Source organism: Spirulina major PCC 6313 (assembly GCF_001890765.1).
Taxonomy (GTDB): domain Bacteria; phylum Cyanobacteriota; class Cyanobacteriia; order Cyanobacteriales; family Spirulinaceae; genus Spirulina; species Spirulina major.
Genome location: NZ_KV878783.1, coordinates 2,366,762 through 2,382,465, shown reverse-complemented (window position 1 = coordinate 2,382,465; position 15,704 = coordinate 2,366,762). Strand labels below are relative to the sequence as shown.

The window sequence follows — 15,704 nt, the reverse complement described above, 5'->3', positions numbered from 1 at the left end:
ACTCCAGAACCCGTGTGAACGGGTTTTCGCTCTGAGGCGGGGATTTTAATCCCCGCCTGGGGGGAATTTAGGTCGCCAAGCCAGTTTCGGTGCTGCCCCGGCTGTTGCGGCGGGTGAGGCTGTTGAAGAGCATCGTCCCGATCGCTTTAATCAAGTTGCCTTCGAGTTCGTCGAACATTTTCATGTTCATGCCAAAGGCGGCGTTGGCTTCATCCACGATCGCATCGGCCGTGGCTTGGTCAACGGGTAACGCATCCATGGCAGCCCGATACTTTGTTTTGAAGGCCTTCTCGTCAGGAATCTGTTCAAATTCGTAGAACGCCGTGCCTTCGCCGTCTTCGAGCTTCATCGCGGTAACGGCGATTTTTTTGAGAATTTGACCCCCGGAAAGGTCGCCGAGATAGCGGGTGTAGAGGTGCGCCACGAGGAGTTCCGGGCGTTCGTTGGCAATTTCACGAATCCGATCCACGTAGGCTTGGCCCACGGGGGAAATCGCAACTTCGGTCTGCCATTGGGGGCCATAGTAGAAGGCTAAATCTTGTTCGAGGGCGGCTTTGCGGTTCAGTTCCGGAAAATAGACTGGGGCGAGGACAGGATGGTCTTTGAGGCGTTCCATCTCGGCTTCCATCGCACCGTAGACATAGTAGAGGTTAGCTGCAAGCTTCCGGTACGAGGTTTTCTCGACTACGCCCCGCAAGAAACATTTGATGAAACCCATGTTTTCTGCCATGGTGTGGGACTTTTTCGTCCCTTCTTTGAGCATTGTAGCTAAGTTGACACTCATACTTAATATCCTGTTCTATGATATGGAGTTTTAAACGGAAAATTAGTGACCTAGTTTGTTAGGTTAAACTGATTTGCTGAGAAACGGTGTTAAGAATCGTTACAGGCTGCGGGGAGTTTGCGGCAGGTCTAACCCTAAACCGGGGGGGCGATCGCACTCTTGCCGCCCCATTCATCCTTTGCCCTTATCGCCAAGATTTTTTCAAGTAATGGCGATCGATTTCATTCAGTTCGTATTGAATGGGGCGATGGAGTTCTTTCAATCCCAATCGACGGGTAAAAAAGTCGGCGATGAAAAGTTTCAAGCCGTAACGATGGATGCGAAACTGCACCCGTTTCCACCAACTCTCAACCGTGAGCGCGAGACGCTTGTAAGTGTTCAAGGATAGAGGGGTGAGGCCGCTGGGTTCATAGCCCCGCAGCGAGAGTAAATCCCCCACCCGCGTTTCCACTTGGCGCACTCCGTCCGGGCTGAGGGTCTGCTGCCAAGCCTGTAGGCCTGCCGGGGTGGGAAGTTCGTAATCGCTGTAGTCGGGATAGCGTAGCATCGCATCGCTGTAGGGTACACCGATGAAGGTGCAGAGATCGTTTAAGACGGTGAGATGGTCGGCCATCAGATCTTCGTAGCGCACTTCAATGAAGCGATCGCTCGTCAGTTGCAAACTAAACCCTTCCCAGAGTAATTCCGCCGTCAGCCATCGCTGTACCCCCATCCAGGCATTCCCCGCCACCCCCATTTCTACACAGGACTGGGCCACATCCCTCGGATCGCGCACGAGATGAATAAACCGGGCAGCGGGCCAAAGGGCCAATAGCCGATCAAAATGTTCATGGACGATCGCCCCCACAATCGGCTTCTGATGCCGTTCTCGCTGTTGTTCTAAAAAGCTATGCACCAAGTCCGGATAACTCAAGTTGACATCGATGATGAAGCCCCGCGACTGAAAGATGCGATGGGTAGACAGCCAATCGTGGTAGGTGGCTAAATCCGGAAATCGCCCCTGATGATCCACCCAGGTCACGGCATATTCAAACTCATCACACCAAGTGATTTGGGGGTGATTGTGCAACATCAACCGCAGCAGCACCGTGCCCGAATATTCTGCCCCCACTAAAAAAATGGGGTCTTGTGTTTCCACCATGTCCTCAATCCTCTCCTCTGCGTTTATGCCGTTGCTGATGATGGTGATGCGATCGCACCCTTGCCGTTAAGACTCCTGAACCGCAGCAGACGACCCCCAACCCGGCCAACCTTCCGGACTCACCTGCGCCGTCTGCTTAAACGTGGCACAGGTTAACGCCGTCCCCAGCCACTCATTCAACTGAGCCAAATCACGATCAAAAATCTCTGTCACTCGTTGCAACTGCTCCGGAGCTAATTCAGGACGTTGCTTCATTTGCCACAACCCTTTCACCCAGTCCCGCGCCGCCTGAGGGATCAGCCGTTTGCGGATCGTTTTCAAGATCGGCGCTTGGACGATCGCATCCCGCAACGGGCTTTTGCGCAGCCGCTGACTCGACACATTATCCCGCTCCAACTCCTGCCATTGTGGCGACCCCGGATAGCCAATAAATTGGCAGACCCGCTCCAGTTCCTGTTGAGGCGCATTACACAACTGCTCAAAGAAAATCGGCAGCACATTTTCCGGGCCAAAGGTTTCCAGATAGGGGCGAATTTGCTGGCTGTATTGGCTATAGGCAATCAATTCGGGGTGACGATCCAGCGCGGCATTAATATCGGTTTTGGTGTCGATCACCTTCTGAGTCCATTCGTGGATGTAGTGGGACACCAGCCGCTGCACCGGATGCCGCATCATGTAAATCAACTTCACATCTGTACCGAGATGGGTTTTGAGGCGGGCGATCGCATCGGGATAGGTGGGCAGCTTCGTGTAGTGGGTGCTCGCTTCTCCACAGAGGGCCGCAGGCGGCGCAGCGGCAAACAAGCCCTGATACCACTCAATCCCTTGGGCATAGACATCATCATCACTGAAAAAGTTAGGCTCCTTGGGGGTCGTCATGAAAATTCCCGGTTGAGCCACTAGCTGTTGATAAAGGCTGCTGGTGGCGCATTTCATCGCGCCGATGATGATAAAACGAGGCGAATTTGGCATTGTGTCAGGTCTAGAGGCGATTTCCTAGCTTAGGTATAGCGTGCAACGTCACAAACGACAATACACCCCCCTGTTTAGGACAGCAGCCGCGTCAAGGGTAAGGTTTTATGCTGTTCTAGAAACTCTGTAAAGACCGGGCCAGGAACCGGCGGGCTAAACAAGTAGCCTTGGATTTCATCGCACCGATACCGTCGCAGCATCTCCAATTCCGCAGCGGTTTCAACCCCTTCGGCCACCACTCGCAGTTCTAAGCATTGGGCAAGTTCAAAAATCGTGCGAAGAATGACTTGATTTTTAGCGTTTTGATCAATGTTTTGGACGAAACATTGATCAATTTTTAAGCTATCAAAGGGGAATTGTTGGAGGTAATGGAGGGCGGCATAGCCTGTGCCGAAATCATCGATCGCAATCTGCATGCCCAGGCGTTTGAGTTGATGAAACCGTTCTACGGTGACGGTGGAATCATACATTAAGCTGCTTTCGGTGATTTCTAATTCCAGAGCGTCATAGTCGGCGATCGCACGAGTCAGCAAATCGATCAACCGTTGGCAACTGTCGGGATGATTAAAATGACAGGCCGAAATATTCACCGCCATGCGCAAGGAACCCAACCCCGCCTGCCGCCATTGCATCGCCTGTTGGGTCGCCTGCTGCACCACCCAATGGCTGATCGATTCGATTAAATTCGTTTCCTCGGCAATGGGAATAAAGTGCCCCGGTGTCATCAAACCACGGGTGGGATGTTGCCAGCGAATTAAGGCTTCGGCCCCGATAATTTCGCCACTGGTTAAACAGACTTGGGGTTGATAGTAGAGTCGGAGTTCATTGCGGGCGATCGCATACCGTAAATCCGTCTCCAGCACAATCATATCGCTCGCATTGGGCAGCACATACTGAGGACTCGGTTGATACATCTGAGCATGATTGCCGCCGAGTTGCTGCGCCTGTTGTTTCGCCGTGCGGGCCGCCTGCAAGAGGGGATTCAACATCGTGCCATGCACCGGGGCCATCACCACCCCCACACTCAGCGGCGCAATCACCGTGAGGTCATTTAACAAAAACGGCTCCGCAAACCGCTGTAACACCTGCTCTGACAACGCGATCACTTGGTCATAGGGCAAGGGATGAAACAGAATCGCAAACTCCGCACTGCTACTGAGCCGAGCGAGAAACCCGCGATCGCCCACCCAATCCTGTAATCGCAACGCCGCCGCTTGCAACAACTGATCCCCACAGTCATAGCCCAACGTGGTCGTAATCCGTTCAAACCGATCCAAACTCAGACAAAACAACGGCAAACACCAATCAATATGAGCCTGTCTCTGTTGCTGCCCTAAATAATCTTGATAGAGTTGATGGAACGGCTCCCCCAAACTCCAGCGCATCGGCAAATTGGTCAAGAGATCACGCCCAACTCGCTGTTGCGTGGGGGCTGGCAGCGTTGCAGTCAGGGCGCGATCGCCGGAGTCCAGCACAGAGGATCGCTTCCGGAGGCGCGTTAACACTGCCTTCAGCAACTCCCGCACCGTAAACGGCTTCGTCAAATAGTCATCCGCCCCCAACTCCATCCCATAGCGAAAATTTTCTTTTTCACCTTTCGCCGTCAAAAAAATAAACGGAATACTTTGGGTCTGTTGGTTCGCCTGGAGCCGTTGCAACACTTCATACCCATCCAACTTCGGCATCATCACATCACAGAGAATCAAATCGGGCTGACACAACAACGCCTGATGCACTCCCGCCAAGCCATCCTCCGCTTCTAGGATCTGGTATCCTTCCGCCTGTAAACATTCGCCAATAATTTCGCGAATCGACACCTCATCTTCAATAATTAAAATTGTGACGTGGGATGAATCCATGGCTATTTCGCGACCTCCTCGATGAGTGGCAAAGCAACACGAAATGTGGTGCCAAATCCTTCTTTGCTACAAAACACAATTGTCCCCCCCTGCAATTCAACATATTTTTTGACGATATTTAGCCCAAGTCCAGTTCCTGGCACTTTGCCCACATTGCGGGCCCGATGAAAGGCATCAAAGAGACGATCTTGATCCGCAAAGGGAACGCCAATCCCTTGATCTTCAATCCGGAAAATTAACCGTTGATCCTCAACCGTCAGGCCCACCTGAATTAGACTATCCGGGGGAGAATACTTGATCGCGTTATAGAGTAAATTACTCAAAATATGATGGAGTAATCGTTCTTCAAGATACACAACATAATGGGAGCGATCGCGCAAGCTCCCTTCGGTTTGCAAGACGATGGTTTGGCAGCCCTGGCCCATGGTTAACTCGTCGATCAGGTTGCGGCAGAATTCGATGACATCAAAAAAATGGGGGCGGAGGGTGAGGCGTTCGGTATTGGCCCGACTGACGGTTAAGACATTATCCACAAGGGCTTTCATCCGTAAGCCGGCATCTTGCAGACGTTGGAGGTATTTGTAGCGTTTGGTTTCATCCCATTGCTGGCCGTAGAGGCGCAGGAGTTCGACCGAGCCGAGGATGGTGGTGAGGGGGGTGCGAAATTCATGGGAGGCCATGTCAATGAGCCGGGTTTTGAGTTCGTTGAGTTCTTTTTCGGTGTCGAGGGCGCGGAGGATTTCGGCTTCGGCTTGTTTGCGATCGCTCACATCATCCAAAATCGCAATAAAATAATCCGGCTCCCCTCCCACTTGGCGCACTAAAGATAAGATCATGTGTCCCCAGACCAAGCTCCCGTCCGCCCGCCGATATTTCTGCTCATGGGCATAGGTTTCACGCATGCCACAGAGAAACTGATTCCACTGCGTCGGGGTTAGGCGATTGTCCTGAGGGGCGGGAGAGTCGGACTGCACCTCAATATCCCGGAGCCGCTGATATCGGAGGGTGGCTGCGTCATAGCCCAAAATATCACACAGACGCTGGTTGAACTGGACAAAGCGCCCTTGTAAATCCAATTGAGCAATGCCCATGGCCGCCTGCTCAAACATGGCGCGAAAGCGTTCTTCGCTGTCCCGTAAACTCCGCTCGACTTGTTTGCGTTCGGTGATATCCCGATACATGGAGAGGCTGCCCTGGTACTGATCTTCGCTTAAAATCGGGACGCAATCCCATTCCACCACTTGACCGGTGGAGAGTTCGAGTTCGGCATGGATGCTGTGGTGGCGGCTGTTGAGAAAGTGATGGTAATGCTGGATAAAGTCGGTGGCGGTGAGGAATTGGTCTTGGCAGGAGGTGAGAAAGGTGAGCAGGGGCAGACCGACGGCGGTATCTGGATCGGGACTGGTGGGAAAGAGTTCCCGAAAGCCTTTGTTGACGAGGACGATTTGGGCGGTGGCATCGGTGGCTAACACGCCGATCTGGAGGGTTTGAATCAGGGCCATGAGGTGGCCGGTGGTGGATTGCAGGGCGGCGGTGCGATCGCTGACCCGTTGTTCTAGTCCGAGGTTGAGGCGTTGGAGGTGGGTTTCTTGGGTTTTGCGATCGCTAATGTCAATAATCGTCCCCAGGTAACCAATGATCTGACCCTCGCTATTGCGTTCCGGGGCCGTTTGTTCCAAGAGCCAGCGGGTGGAACCGTCGGGGTGTTGATATTGGTATTCTGCTTTCAGAGTGGTGCTTGGGCTACAGGGTGGTTGCCAAGGGTTGCCGTCGCGATCGCCCCCCTCCGCCCCCACCAACGACAACCACTGGGTTTGAATCGCCTCAATGGCCGGAATTCCCATGATCTCCGTCCATTGCTCATTGACATAATGGAGATGCCCCTGAGGATCAGCATGGAAAATCCCCACCGGAACCAATTCCGCCAAAGACACATAACGCCGCTCACTGCGTTGCAAGGCCAACATTGCATGACGATGCTGCGTCACATTCACCCCAATCCCCAACACATACTGTTGGGACTGCCCCAGCATTGAAAACGGGCGTTTCAGCCATTGCCACCATTGCTGCTTGCCCTGCCCATCGGTGCAACATTCCTCCGGAATCAATAAATCCGTTTGGGTGCGGATGACGTGATGATTTTGCTCCACAAAAACCTGAACTTCTTCGGGGGTATGGTGGCCGAGTTCGAGGCTGGTTTTGCCAATAATGCTTTCTAGGGGACGGCCATACTTTTGGGCAAAGGCTTGATTTGCCCAAATGATGTGATCATCCCAATCTTTGACAAAGACAATATTGGGATCACTATTCAGCAGATGATGGAGAAACAGGGGCGGAGCTAGATCCGGCGGCTGGAGGGATGAGGGGGTGCGGGCTTGGAGGGCGATCGCCATTTGTTGCGCCACCAGGGTTAACCCCTGGCGTTCTTGGGCCGTCCAGGCCGGAACCGTGGCGGACTGCTCCACCAGGAACATACCCCACAGTCCCTGATCGGTTTGAATCGGCACACAATAACTGTGGGGATCGGGCTGCCAGGCTTGCCCGGTGTAGAGAATGGCAAGCCAGCGGGACAGGATCGGGGCATCTAAGGGACATTCGAGGGGGGCGGCAGACCACCAGGATTTCGGGTCGGGGGTGAGTTCACCCTGGGCGGCGACAATGTCCCAACTGTTGAGGGCGGTGCGGACAATGGCGCGATCGCAGTCCCAAGCCTGGGTTACCGCCGCCACCACCCAAGCCCAAAGATCGGGTAAGGATCGATGCTGAGCGATCGCATTGCTTAACTCGGTCAAACAGTGATATTGAGCGATTAGCCGCGTCGATAGTGGAGCCTGGGACGACGTTACGACTATGCCATCAGGCTGCTCCTGCGATACCGTAGCCGATGTATCCTCTTCCCTCATGGTCACGCTGAATCCTTAACAGGGGACAAACGTGGGCTGCTCCAATAGTGACTGAACCACACAGATTCACCATAACGGATTCACAATCATGGATGGAGTCACCAAAGCGGCGATCGCTTGCCAGGCTACGCACCATGATACCGTGCAACACTGCATCCATTCCGTTCATTGCCGGTCATTCTACAGACCGCGATCGCCGTCGTCACCCCCACCGCCAGAAGCCCGAAAACTCCCCCACAACCCCGAAGCTGCTGGCTGCGATCGCCACGATGCAGGATCAGGCGTAGTCTAGCGGAGCCAGTGGGATAAATCGCGGTGGAGAATGGTTTGTAATTGTTCGATGTCGTCGCGATAGGAGGCGATGAGTTGGGCGCGATCGCGCTCCGTGGGTTTGGGCTGGGTGAGGTTTTTTTGATTGACTTGGGCGGATACTTGCGATCGCAGTCCCTGGGGCAGGATTGATTTCGCGATCGCTTTTAACGGGTTGGGGCGATTGAGCAGATTGTGTAACCATTGATTTTTCGGCACGGGGGGCGTGACGCGCACCCGCTCCCCGGTATTGGGTTGAAACGTGGGATCAACACCGAGGAACGTGAAAATTTCGCGAATCGTGCCCAGTTCATCATTTTTCAGATCATCAAAGAGCCAAATTCCCAACTGATCGCGCTCAAAATATTGCAAATAACGCTGCAATTGTTGCCCGTATAATCCTTGGGCTTGGTAATACCAAAAGGGTTTCCAATGGTTGGCGATGCGTTCGGCTTCGGCTTGGAGGGCTTGGCCAAAGTCGGGGAGGGGTTCGCGTTGGCTGCGGCGGAGATGGAGATAGTTAGAAAAGGCGCGATCGATGGGGTTGCGGAGGATGGCGATTAGTTTTGCATCGGGGATCGTGGCATGGATGCGTTGGGGTGCGTCGGGACTGTAGAGATAGACCGTGGAGGCTTCCCCGGCGGCGAGTTCGTCAGTGACTTTGGCGAATAAGTTTTGGTAGGTTGCCAGGTCGAGGGTGGTGGGTTCGTCGCGATCGCCCGGTCCGTTAAAATCCGGCGGCGCATCGCCCCCAAAGGCGAAAAAATTCGGCTCCTTCGCTGGACTCATGAACACTTGGGGATGTTGACGCAGATAGCGATAGAGGGAGGTTGTCCCGGCTTTCGGTGCGCCAATAATGAGGAAATTGGGTAATGTCATCGGGGTGCGATCGCGCCTCCAAACCTCGGTTCTGTCCAACCATAGCCCAATCTCTGACGCACCGATCGCGATCGCAACGAAACCTAACGGGCTTGACGCTCATGTATTACGCTTGTAACATTAAAGAAATCTCAAACTCAATCTAAGTAATTCCCACCATTGGGCGAAACGTTAACCGACTGAACCCGATCCACCCTCAAGGCAATGGGGAGGTGCGCCATGTCTGCAAAAGTGAACCAAATCATCGAGATCATGAAAACCTTAACCCTGATGGAAGCCAGCGAATTGATCGACCAAATCGAGTTCAACTTTGGGGTGGATGCGGGGGCGATGCCCGTGAAGTGGTTCCAAGGGATGGACAATGGCGCGATCGCGTTAGAGACCTGCGATGTGGTACTCGATGCCGTGCCGTCAAATCGTCGGGTGGCGATCGCCAAAGCCGTCTGGATGGTGACGGGGGTAGATTTAAAACAAGCCAAAGCCCTCGTAAAACGGCCACCCGCCATCCTGAAAACCGCCGTCGATGGCCGCGAAGCCGCCAAAATCCGCGCCTACCTCGAATCCTACGGCGCATCGGTGTCCTTTCGCTAACCCTCTTTGATCGTTTCCTTTGCTCCTGGGGCCAGCCATCGCTGGCCCTTTTTTTGGCCTGGTTTTGCTACGATCGCCTATCGTTCCCTTGTTCACAATCCCCATGACTCTCCTCGTTTACGGCATCCCCAATTGCACCACCTGTAAAAAGGCCTGCGCCTGGTTGGATGAGACTGCGATCGCCTACGAATTCATCAACACCAAAACCCACCCCCCCACCGCCGCCCTGATTCAAGACTGGGTCGCCACCCTCGGCAGCAAACCGATGCGCAACACCTCCGGCCAGTCCTACCGAGCGATTGGCGACGAGAAAAAAACCTGGACGGATGCCCAATGGGTCGCCGCCTTTGCCGCCGATGCGATGCTATTAAAACGCCCCCTTTTCGTCAAAGAGGGGCAAGCGGTACTCGTCGGCTTCCGCGCCAATGAGGAAAAACGGCGGGCGATTTTGGGGCCCGGAACCTGATCCGCCACTGCGCCACAGCAGCTCCTGCTTAGACATAACCCAAGGTGTTAGTTTGAAGCTGGTATAAGTGAGCCAGAGGCTCACACTACCCTGCCTGGAATCCTTTGTAGTGCGAGCTTCTAGCTCGCTGCCCTGACTGAAAGGGAGATCAAACTACCCTGCCTGGAATCCTTTGTAGTGCGAGCTTCTAGCTCGCTGCCCTGACTGAAAGGGAGATCAAACTACCCTGCCTGGAATCCTTTGTAGTGCGAGCTTCTAGCTCGCTGCCCTGACTGAAAGGGAGATCAAACGCAGGCTAGGTCAAGATTAGAACGTTGGGTATCAGCAGTAGACACCACAGCAGGAGGGATAGAGAATGTTAAGCTAGACAGTCGGTGATCCCCGGATGACCGTGCCATTTTTGACGTAAATAACTTGCTATGGATGTAACGCAAATTGCTCAATTTATTTGGGCGGGCTCCGCTTTATTTTTAATTATTTTGGTGATTCTCCACAGTCCGAAAGGGGATGGCATTGGCGGAATCGGCGGTCAAGCGCAACTGTTCACCAGTGCGAAAACCGCTGAAACGACCCTCAACCGCGTAACCTGGCTGCTGAGTGTGATTTTTATGAGCTTAACCGTGGCGTTGGCAGCGGGTTGGCTGGGGACTCCGTCGGCAAATGTGACTCCCTCCGATGCGATTATCCAACCGGACGGGTCTGAACCGTTGGTTCCTGTAACTCCTGATGCACCAACCATTCCCCAAACGCTTCCGGCTGAGGAGTAGATCGCCCTGGGGATGGATCGGCGTGATCCCCCTTGTCCCCCTTGGTCAGCAGGGGGGTGGTTTTGGTGTGTTGATGGGGGAGCAGTAACCATGGGGCGTTTTTGGCGATGGGTGGGCTTGAGTGGCGCGATCGCGCTGTTGATTCTCTGGCTGACGGCTCCTGCGAGTCCGGCGGCGAAACTCCCCGAACCGCGATCGCACCCCCTACCCGCTGCCCTCCAACAGTTGACCGCCCCCATGCCGGTGGGCCAAGCTGCCTCAGATTCCCCAGAGGACTATTTCGACGCAATTGAACCCACCCCCGTGGGGGCGTTGGTGTGGTCACGGTTTCCCGTCACGGTGGCGATTCAAGATAACGATGATTCGCAGTGGCGGCAGTCCGTGCGGGGGGCGATCGCAGATTGGGCGGTGTATTTTCCCCTCGTAGAAGCGGCTGATCCAGACACTGCCGATATTGTGGTGATGCGATCGCGCCCACCCCGTACCATCCGCATCGACCGGGAGCAACGCCGCTTAATCATCCCCGATGCCCAGCACGGCCAAGCCCGTTACACCTTCTATTTAGAGCGTCACCCGCCCCCCCATCTCGCCCACCGTTTCACCCTCTACCTCAACCCCGACCAACCCCCCCACCGCATCCAAGGCACAGCCCGCCATGAACTCGGCCACGCCCTCGGCCTCTGGGGTCATAGCCCCAACCCAAACGATGCCCTCTATCCGTCCCAAGTTAGCGACCCGCCCCCCATCTCCCGCCGTGACCTCCGCACCCTGCGCCGCGTCTACCAAGCACCCACCCGCCTCGGCTGGCCCATCCAACCCTAAGCCCAATCAATCGGGAGCCAAAACCCTCGAAATTTATACAATAGAAAAACCCGCAACCTGGGCAAGTTACAGCCGAACAACCATGAGTAATACGGTCACGATTGATATTCCTGAGCATACCTATGCCCGCCTGATTCAGATTGCCCAGGCAACCCGTAAAACACTGACTGACGTAATTTTGAGAGCGTTAGAGATTGGCAGTCCACCCGATTGGCAGGATGTACCAGCAGACTATCAGCCAGATGTTGCGGCACTGGATCGTCTCAGTGATGATGAATTGTGGCGTATTGCCCGCAGCCAAAAACCTTCAGAAACTATGACTCGTTATGATGATTTATTGATCGCAAATCAAGATCGAGACTTGACCGGGGCAGAGCAGCAAGAACTGCAAACTCTACGATTAGAATCAGAGCGTTTTATGCTGTGCAAAGCTCAAGTGATCGCCCTGTTACGCTGGCGGGGTCATTCTGTTCTGGATATAGGATTAGAGTCGTTGGGAGTTTCTTGATCGCCCAATCTAGTTTTTATTTGTTGATATAGTTTTTGGTTCTTTATTATTCTCGTGACGTTATCTTGGAATCCCATCATTATGTGAAATGCATTGTGATTGTGGTATACAATCTCGTTGTTGTGATTGTTGTTTTTTGCGTGGTATGAAACAATTGTTGGGAAATCTACTCCCATCAAAATGCAGCTTTCTTCATGCATCAGGCAATGTTTAAAACTATTAAACAGGCTGTTAATGGTTGCAAGAAAGTCCGTGGCATCTCCAGCGTACTCATTACCATTTCCAATAAGAACTGCCTCAAATTCGTTTCTAGCCGTTTTCAAAGTAGCTACCCGTCCAATTTCATTATGTTTTATAGCCTTGTTTTTATTGAATTCTTCTTTGTCTGTTATTAGATAGGTAAGTTGTGTTAAGCTGTCAAGTATTCTTCGCATATGATAAACGAGAGACTCAACCCTGATTGACGGACAAAAGATTCAGTCAGGGGAGTAAGAAAAAGAGCAAAACTGGAATTCAAGGCGATAAGAGCGTTGCCGATGCTGAGGACGAGAAGCCATAGCCGGTTCAGGGTCAGAATTAGAAAAGAAAGCAACAAGCCGAATCAAGCGCCAGCCCTCAAGGAGAGCAGTACGAATCCACTCAAGACCGATACGAAAATAGCTATTGCCGCGAAACCAATGGGGGTCAACCCAGCGACGCTTGCCCGATTGGACAACCTCAAGACCCTGAGCTGAGACATAGAGAGTCGCCAGAGCCAGAATGAAGCAGAGACGGGAAAGAACACAAACTGAGCGAAGTTGGGAAGATTGGAGGTGCCAACCCCCAGACTGGTCATCGAGAAACGCCTCCTCGATATCAAACCGGAGACCATACTCAGCAAAAGTCTGGAGGTGGGTCGGTTCATCACTGACAACCGCCCAAAACTCGCCATTGACATTGTTGCGACCGAAAATGACATGAACCGGACCATACCATTCACCTTTGTGAAGTTTGACGTTGTGCCAGCAGAGGGCTTCACCGGGTTTGAGATGAAACGCTTTTGGTTGGCTCCAGCCCTTGGCAGAGTGCCAAAGCCAGGTATTGCTTTTGATGCGGATGCGATAATGCCAGCCGAAGGTGCGCACCAGCGTCATAGTCTCCGTCTGCACAAAGCCCCGGTCAGCCAGCAGCACCACCTTACACCCCTTGCGGTAGGAGTCGAGCGACATCTTGGAGCAGTTCTCGGTAGGTGTTGGCGGCAACCGAGGCACTGGGATGAGCCAACACACGCCAGCCTAGGGGTAAAGCACGACCGCGATGCACCACAGCCACCCGAATCAGACAATACTCATCCCAAAATAGTGAGGTGTCTAAGCTCAGGTACATCACCTCATCCTGCCAATCGGCTAAGGCGGCTTTGATGATGGGTTTGTAGAGTCGATGAATATTGATGCGGCTATTGCCCAGCCAGCGTCGGACTCGCCGCTGTTTACTTTGGGCAAACAATCCTCGACAGGGCAGATACGGCAGCCATTTCGTGAGGTTGACTGCTCCGGTTTGGATGACGGCGATGACCATCCAGATGCAGGTAGTCAGGTGGCTCAGATGCGCCCAGGGGATGTCTTGACCCAACCAGGTTTTCAGGGCATTGTAAATTTGGGAGTTTTTTTCACAGTTCTCCAGAGTTTTGTTGTGGTAACTCAATTCTAGAGGACTGACTCCCATTTCTTAATTCTCTGTATTTCAGTCAGGGCAACCTCTTTAGCTATCCCTACCACTTCTTTTGTCAGTCAATCAGGTAATCAACTCTATACGGGTTTTATTAAGATTCTACCTGTGTAATATAGCGGTTTTAGGAAAACTGCGGTACGAATATCCCCCTCAATCCCCCTTACAAAGGGGGAAGTAGCATCTTCATCTTTTCGCAATTCGCTATATACCCTGTAGGGATGTTATGGCGAAAATTTCTGTGTAATTCCGTATTAGTGTTTTAGGTGATTTTCGGTCTTCATTAAAAACGCGATCGCACCGGGGGGTAAAGCCAGCGATCGCACCACCGGGTTAACAGTGGCATCACCGGATAGGTCATCAACGCCGAGACGAAGAGCACCGACACCAACAGCGCCACCTTTGGCGGCAACCCGGTTAAAAAGGGCCCCACCACCTGATTCACCAGCAAAATCAGGGGATAGACCGCCATCATGCCGATGATCACTTTTTTGTAATAGGCGGGTTGGGGGCGATCGCGAATGTGATTAGAGGGGAGGGTAAACCAGAGTTCAATGCCGTCGGGTTGGTCTTGGAGGGCGCGATCGCGCACCAGATGATCCGCCCGCCGAATCCATAACCGATAGGTGTCCGACTGCACCCAAGCCCGCAAATAACGATACGCCGAGAACTTCACGATCACCACATATTCCAGGTAGTTCGGGTCACGGGGACGGATGATCTCCACCCCGACAAAACCCGGTGCAGACCGCGCCGCCCCGTTAATTGCCTTCGTCCATTCTTCATATTCGGCAATGCGATCGCTCGCCACCACCTCAGAAATCACCAACGTCACCGGCGTTTCCTGTGCTGCCTCATCCATTCCTTATCGTCCCCGCGTCTCACTCGTCATCGTTGCACAGCACCACAATCCAGCCACCGGACTGGCTCACGACTGTATCCTTGACCATGCTTAAATTATCATGATCCGACCCGGCAAGAGGCACAGGCACAGGAGCGATCGCGCCGCTATACAGGCCCCAAGCCAATGGGATATACTAATGAGCCAACTCCGCTCTTTAGCAACGATGCATAACTTTCTCCCCACCGCTTACCTACAAGGTCAATTTATCCCGTTTAAAGACGCGAATATCTCCATTGCCACCCATGCCCTCCATTACGGAACCGGCGCATTTGGCGGTTTACGCGGCATCCCTGACCCCAACAATCCCAGGCAAATTCTGCTCTTTCGCCTCGATCGCCACTGCCAACGCCTCAGCAACAGTGCGCGGTTGCTGCAATTCGATTTACCCGCCGATAAAATTGAGCATGTTATTGTTGATTTCATTAAAAAGAATCAACCCACTGTCTCCTTTTATATTCGCCCCTTTGTCTATACCTCTGACCTCGGAATTGCCCCACGACTCCATAACATTGAAAAAGACTTTTTTGTCTATGGTTTAGAATTAGGGGATTATCTCTCTCCTGATGGGGTTGCCTGCCGGATTAGTTCCTGGTATCGCCAAGAAGACCGCAGTTTACCCCTACGCGGCAAAATCAGCGGCGCATACATTACCTCATCCCTGGCGAAAACTGAAGCCGTCGAATCGGGCTTTGATGAAGCGATTTTAATGAACTCCCAAGGCAAGGTTTGTGAAGCGTCGGGGATGAATTTATTCCTGATTCGCAACGGTCAACTAATCACCCCTGGCTACGAGCAAGACATTCTCGAAGGTATTACTCGTGATAGCGTCACAACGATTGCCAAAGCAATGGGATTAACGGTGATTGAGCGGCCGGTGGATAAGTCGGAATTGTTCATTGCGGATGAGGTGTTTTTAAGTGGAACGGCGGCGAAAATTACCCCCGTTAAACAGATCGAAAACTACCATCTCCCCCAAGAGAAACCGATCACTTCCCAACTCCGCGATAAACTCACGGCTATCACTGAAAACCGCGATCCAGACTATGCTGATTGGGTCTATACCGTGTCTCTTGATTAATTGCGATCGCTAAA

17 protein-coding genes and 1 pseudogene are annotated in these 15,704 nt (G+C 53.0%); 7 read left to right on the top strand and 11 right to left on the bottom strand.

Annotated features, from left to right (window positions below; translation table 11 throughout):
- Positions 1-67 precede the first annotated feature (67 nt).
- From SPI6313_RS10420 to SPI6313_RS10400, 5 genes are all read right to left on the bottom strand, one after another.
- Positions 68-784, bottom strand: a complete 717-nt coding sequence (locus tag SPI6313_RS10420) for a biliverdin-producing heme oxygenase (protein WP_072620943.1) — start codon at positions 782-784, stop codon at positions 68-70.
- A 184-nt stretch (positions 785-968) separates the two neighbouring features.
- Positions 969-1,925, bottom strand: a complete 957-nt coding sequence (locus SPI6313_RS10415) for a sulfotransferase family protein (RefSeq protein ID WP_072620942.1) — start codon at positions 1,923-1,925, stop codon at positions 969-971.
- A gap of 66 nt (positions 1,926-1,991) precedes the next feature.
- Complete coding sequence (locus tag SPI6313_RS10410) at positions 1,992-2,897, bottom strand: sulfotransferase family protein (protein WP_072620941.1); 906 nt, start codon at positions 2,895-2,897, stop codon at positions 1,992-1,994.
- 74 nt (positions 2,898-2,971) lie between these two features.
- Positions 2,972-4,756 (bottom strand): EAL domain-containing response regulator, encoded by a 1,785-nt coding sequence (locus tag SPI6313_RS10405; RefSeq protein WP_072620940.1) that lies wholly within the window; start codon positions 4,754-4,756, stop codon positions 2,972-2,974.
- Between the two features lie 2 nt (positions 4,757-4,758).
- The gene (locus tag SPI6313_RS10400) at positions 4,759-7,548 is read right to left on the bottom strand and encodes a PAS domain S-box protein (protein WP_072620939.1); all 2,790 of its coding nucleotides are present in this window, start codon (positions 7,546-7,548) and stop codon (positions 4,759-4,761) included.
- Between the two features lie 245 nt (positions 7,549-7,793).
- On the opposite strand from SPI6313_RS10400, the gene SPI6313_RS23510 reads away from it, so the two are divergent.
- Entirely contained in the window at positions 7,794-7,946 is a 153-nt protein-coding gene (locus SPI6313_RS23510; RefSeq protein WP_175551117.1) for a hypothetical protein, read from the top strand.
- Position 7,947: 1 nt separating this feature from the next.
- On the opposite strand, the gene SPI6313_RS10395 is transcribed toward SPI6313_RS23510, so the two are convergent.
- The gene (locus tag SPI6313_RS10395; RefSeq protein ID WP_072620938.1) at positions 7,948-8,847 is read right to left on the bottom strand and encodes a sulfotransferase family protein; all 900 of its coding nucleotides are present in this window, start codon (positions 8,845-8,847) and stop codon (positions 7,948-7,950) included.
- Between the two features lie 219 nt (positions 8,848-9,066).
- Between SPI6313_RS10395 and SPI6313_RS10390 the strand changes: the two genes are divergently transcribed.
- From SPI6313_RS10390 to SPI6313_RS10370, 5 genes and pseudogenes are all read left to right on the top strand, one after another.
- Positions 9,067-9,438, top strand: a complete 372-nt coding sequence (locus SPI6313_RS10390; RefSeq protein ID WP_072620937.1) for a ribosomal protein L7/L12 — start codon at positions 9,067-9,069, stop codon at positions 9,436-9,438.
- A gap of 103 nt (positions 9,439-9,541) precedes the next feature.
- Positions 9,542-9,904, top strand: a complete 363-nt coding sequence (locus SPI6313_RS10385) for a Spx/MgsR family RNA polymerase-binding regulatory protein (RefSeq protein ID WP_072620936.1) — start codon at positions 9,542-9,544, stop codon at positions 9,902-9,904.
- 419 nt (positions 9,905-10,323) lie between these two features.
- A pseudogene (gene secG, locus SPI6313_RS10380) lies at positions 10,324-10,551 on the top strand (preprotein translocase subunit SecG); the annotation flags it as partial.
- 210 nt (positions 10,552-10,761) lie between these two features.
- Positions 10,762-11,493: a hypothetical protein gene (locus tag SPI6313_RS10375; protein ID WP_072620934.1), complete on the top strand. Its 732-nt coding sequence runs from the start codon at positions 10,762-10,764 to the stop codon at positions 11,491-11,493.
- Positions 11,494-11,575: 82 nt separating this feature from the next.
- Positions 11,576-12,001, top strand: coding sequence for a hypothetical protein (locus tag SPI6313_RS10370; protein ID WP_072620933.1), 426 nt, complete (start codon positions 11,576-11,578; stop codon positions 11,999-12,001).
- On the opposite strand, the gene SPI6313_RS10365 is transcribed toward SPI6313_RS10370, so the two are convergent.
- The 5 genes from SPI6313_RS10365 to SPI6313_RS23500 all read right to left on the bottom strand — a co-directional run bounded on the left by SPI6313_RS10365 (position 11,956) and on the right by SPI6313_RS23500 (position 14,736).
- On the bottom strand, positions 11,956-12,435 hold the full coding sequence (locus SPI6313_RS10365) for a hypothetical protein (protein WP_072620932.1): 480 nt from the start codon (positions 12,433-12,435) through the stop codon (positions 11,956-11,958). The two genes, SPI6313_RS10370 and SPI6313_RS10365, sit on opposite strands and share 46 nt — an antisense overlap.
- A 42-nt stretch (positions 12,436-12,477) precedes the next feature.
- Entirely contained in the window at positions 12,478-13,209 is a 732-nt protein-coding gene (locus SPI6313_RS23995) for a transposase (RefSeq protein WP_217650564.1), read from the bottom strand.
- Positions 13,178-13,705, bottom strand: coding sequence for a hypothetical protein (locus SPI6313_RS23990; RefSeq protein WP_072620930.1), 528 nt, complete (start codon positions 13,703-13,705; stop codon positions 13,178-13,180). Before SPI6313_RS23990 ends, SPI6313_RS23995 begins: the two co-directional genes overlap by 32 nt.
- Before the next feature lie 286 nt (positions 13,706-13,991).
- Positions 13,992-14,570: a putative antibiotic biosynthesis monooxygenase gene (locus tag SPI6313_RS10350; protein ID WP_072620929.1), complete on the bottom strand. Its 579-nt coding sequence runs from the start codon at positions 14,568-14,570 to the stop codon at positions 13,992-13,994.
- 19 nt (positions 14,571-14,589) lie between these two features.
- The gene (locus tag SPI6313_RS23500) at positions 14,590-14,736 is read right to left on the bottom strand and encodes a hypothetical protein (RefSeq protein ID WP_175551116.1); all 147 of its coding nucleotides are present in this window, start codon (positions 14,734-14,736) and stop codon (positions 14,590-14,592) included.
- Positions 14,737-14,775: 39 nt separating this feature from the next.
- Between SPI6313_RS23500 and SPI6313_RS10345 the strand changes: the two genes are divergently transcribed.
- The gene (locus tag SPI6313_RS10345; protein ID WP_072620928.1) at positions 14,776-15,690 is read left to right on the top strand and encodes a branched-chain amino acid transaminase; all 915 of its coding nucleotides are present in this window, start codon (positions 14,776-14,778) and stop codon (positions 15,688-15,690) included.
- Positions 15,691-15,704 lie beyond the last annotated feature (14 nt).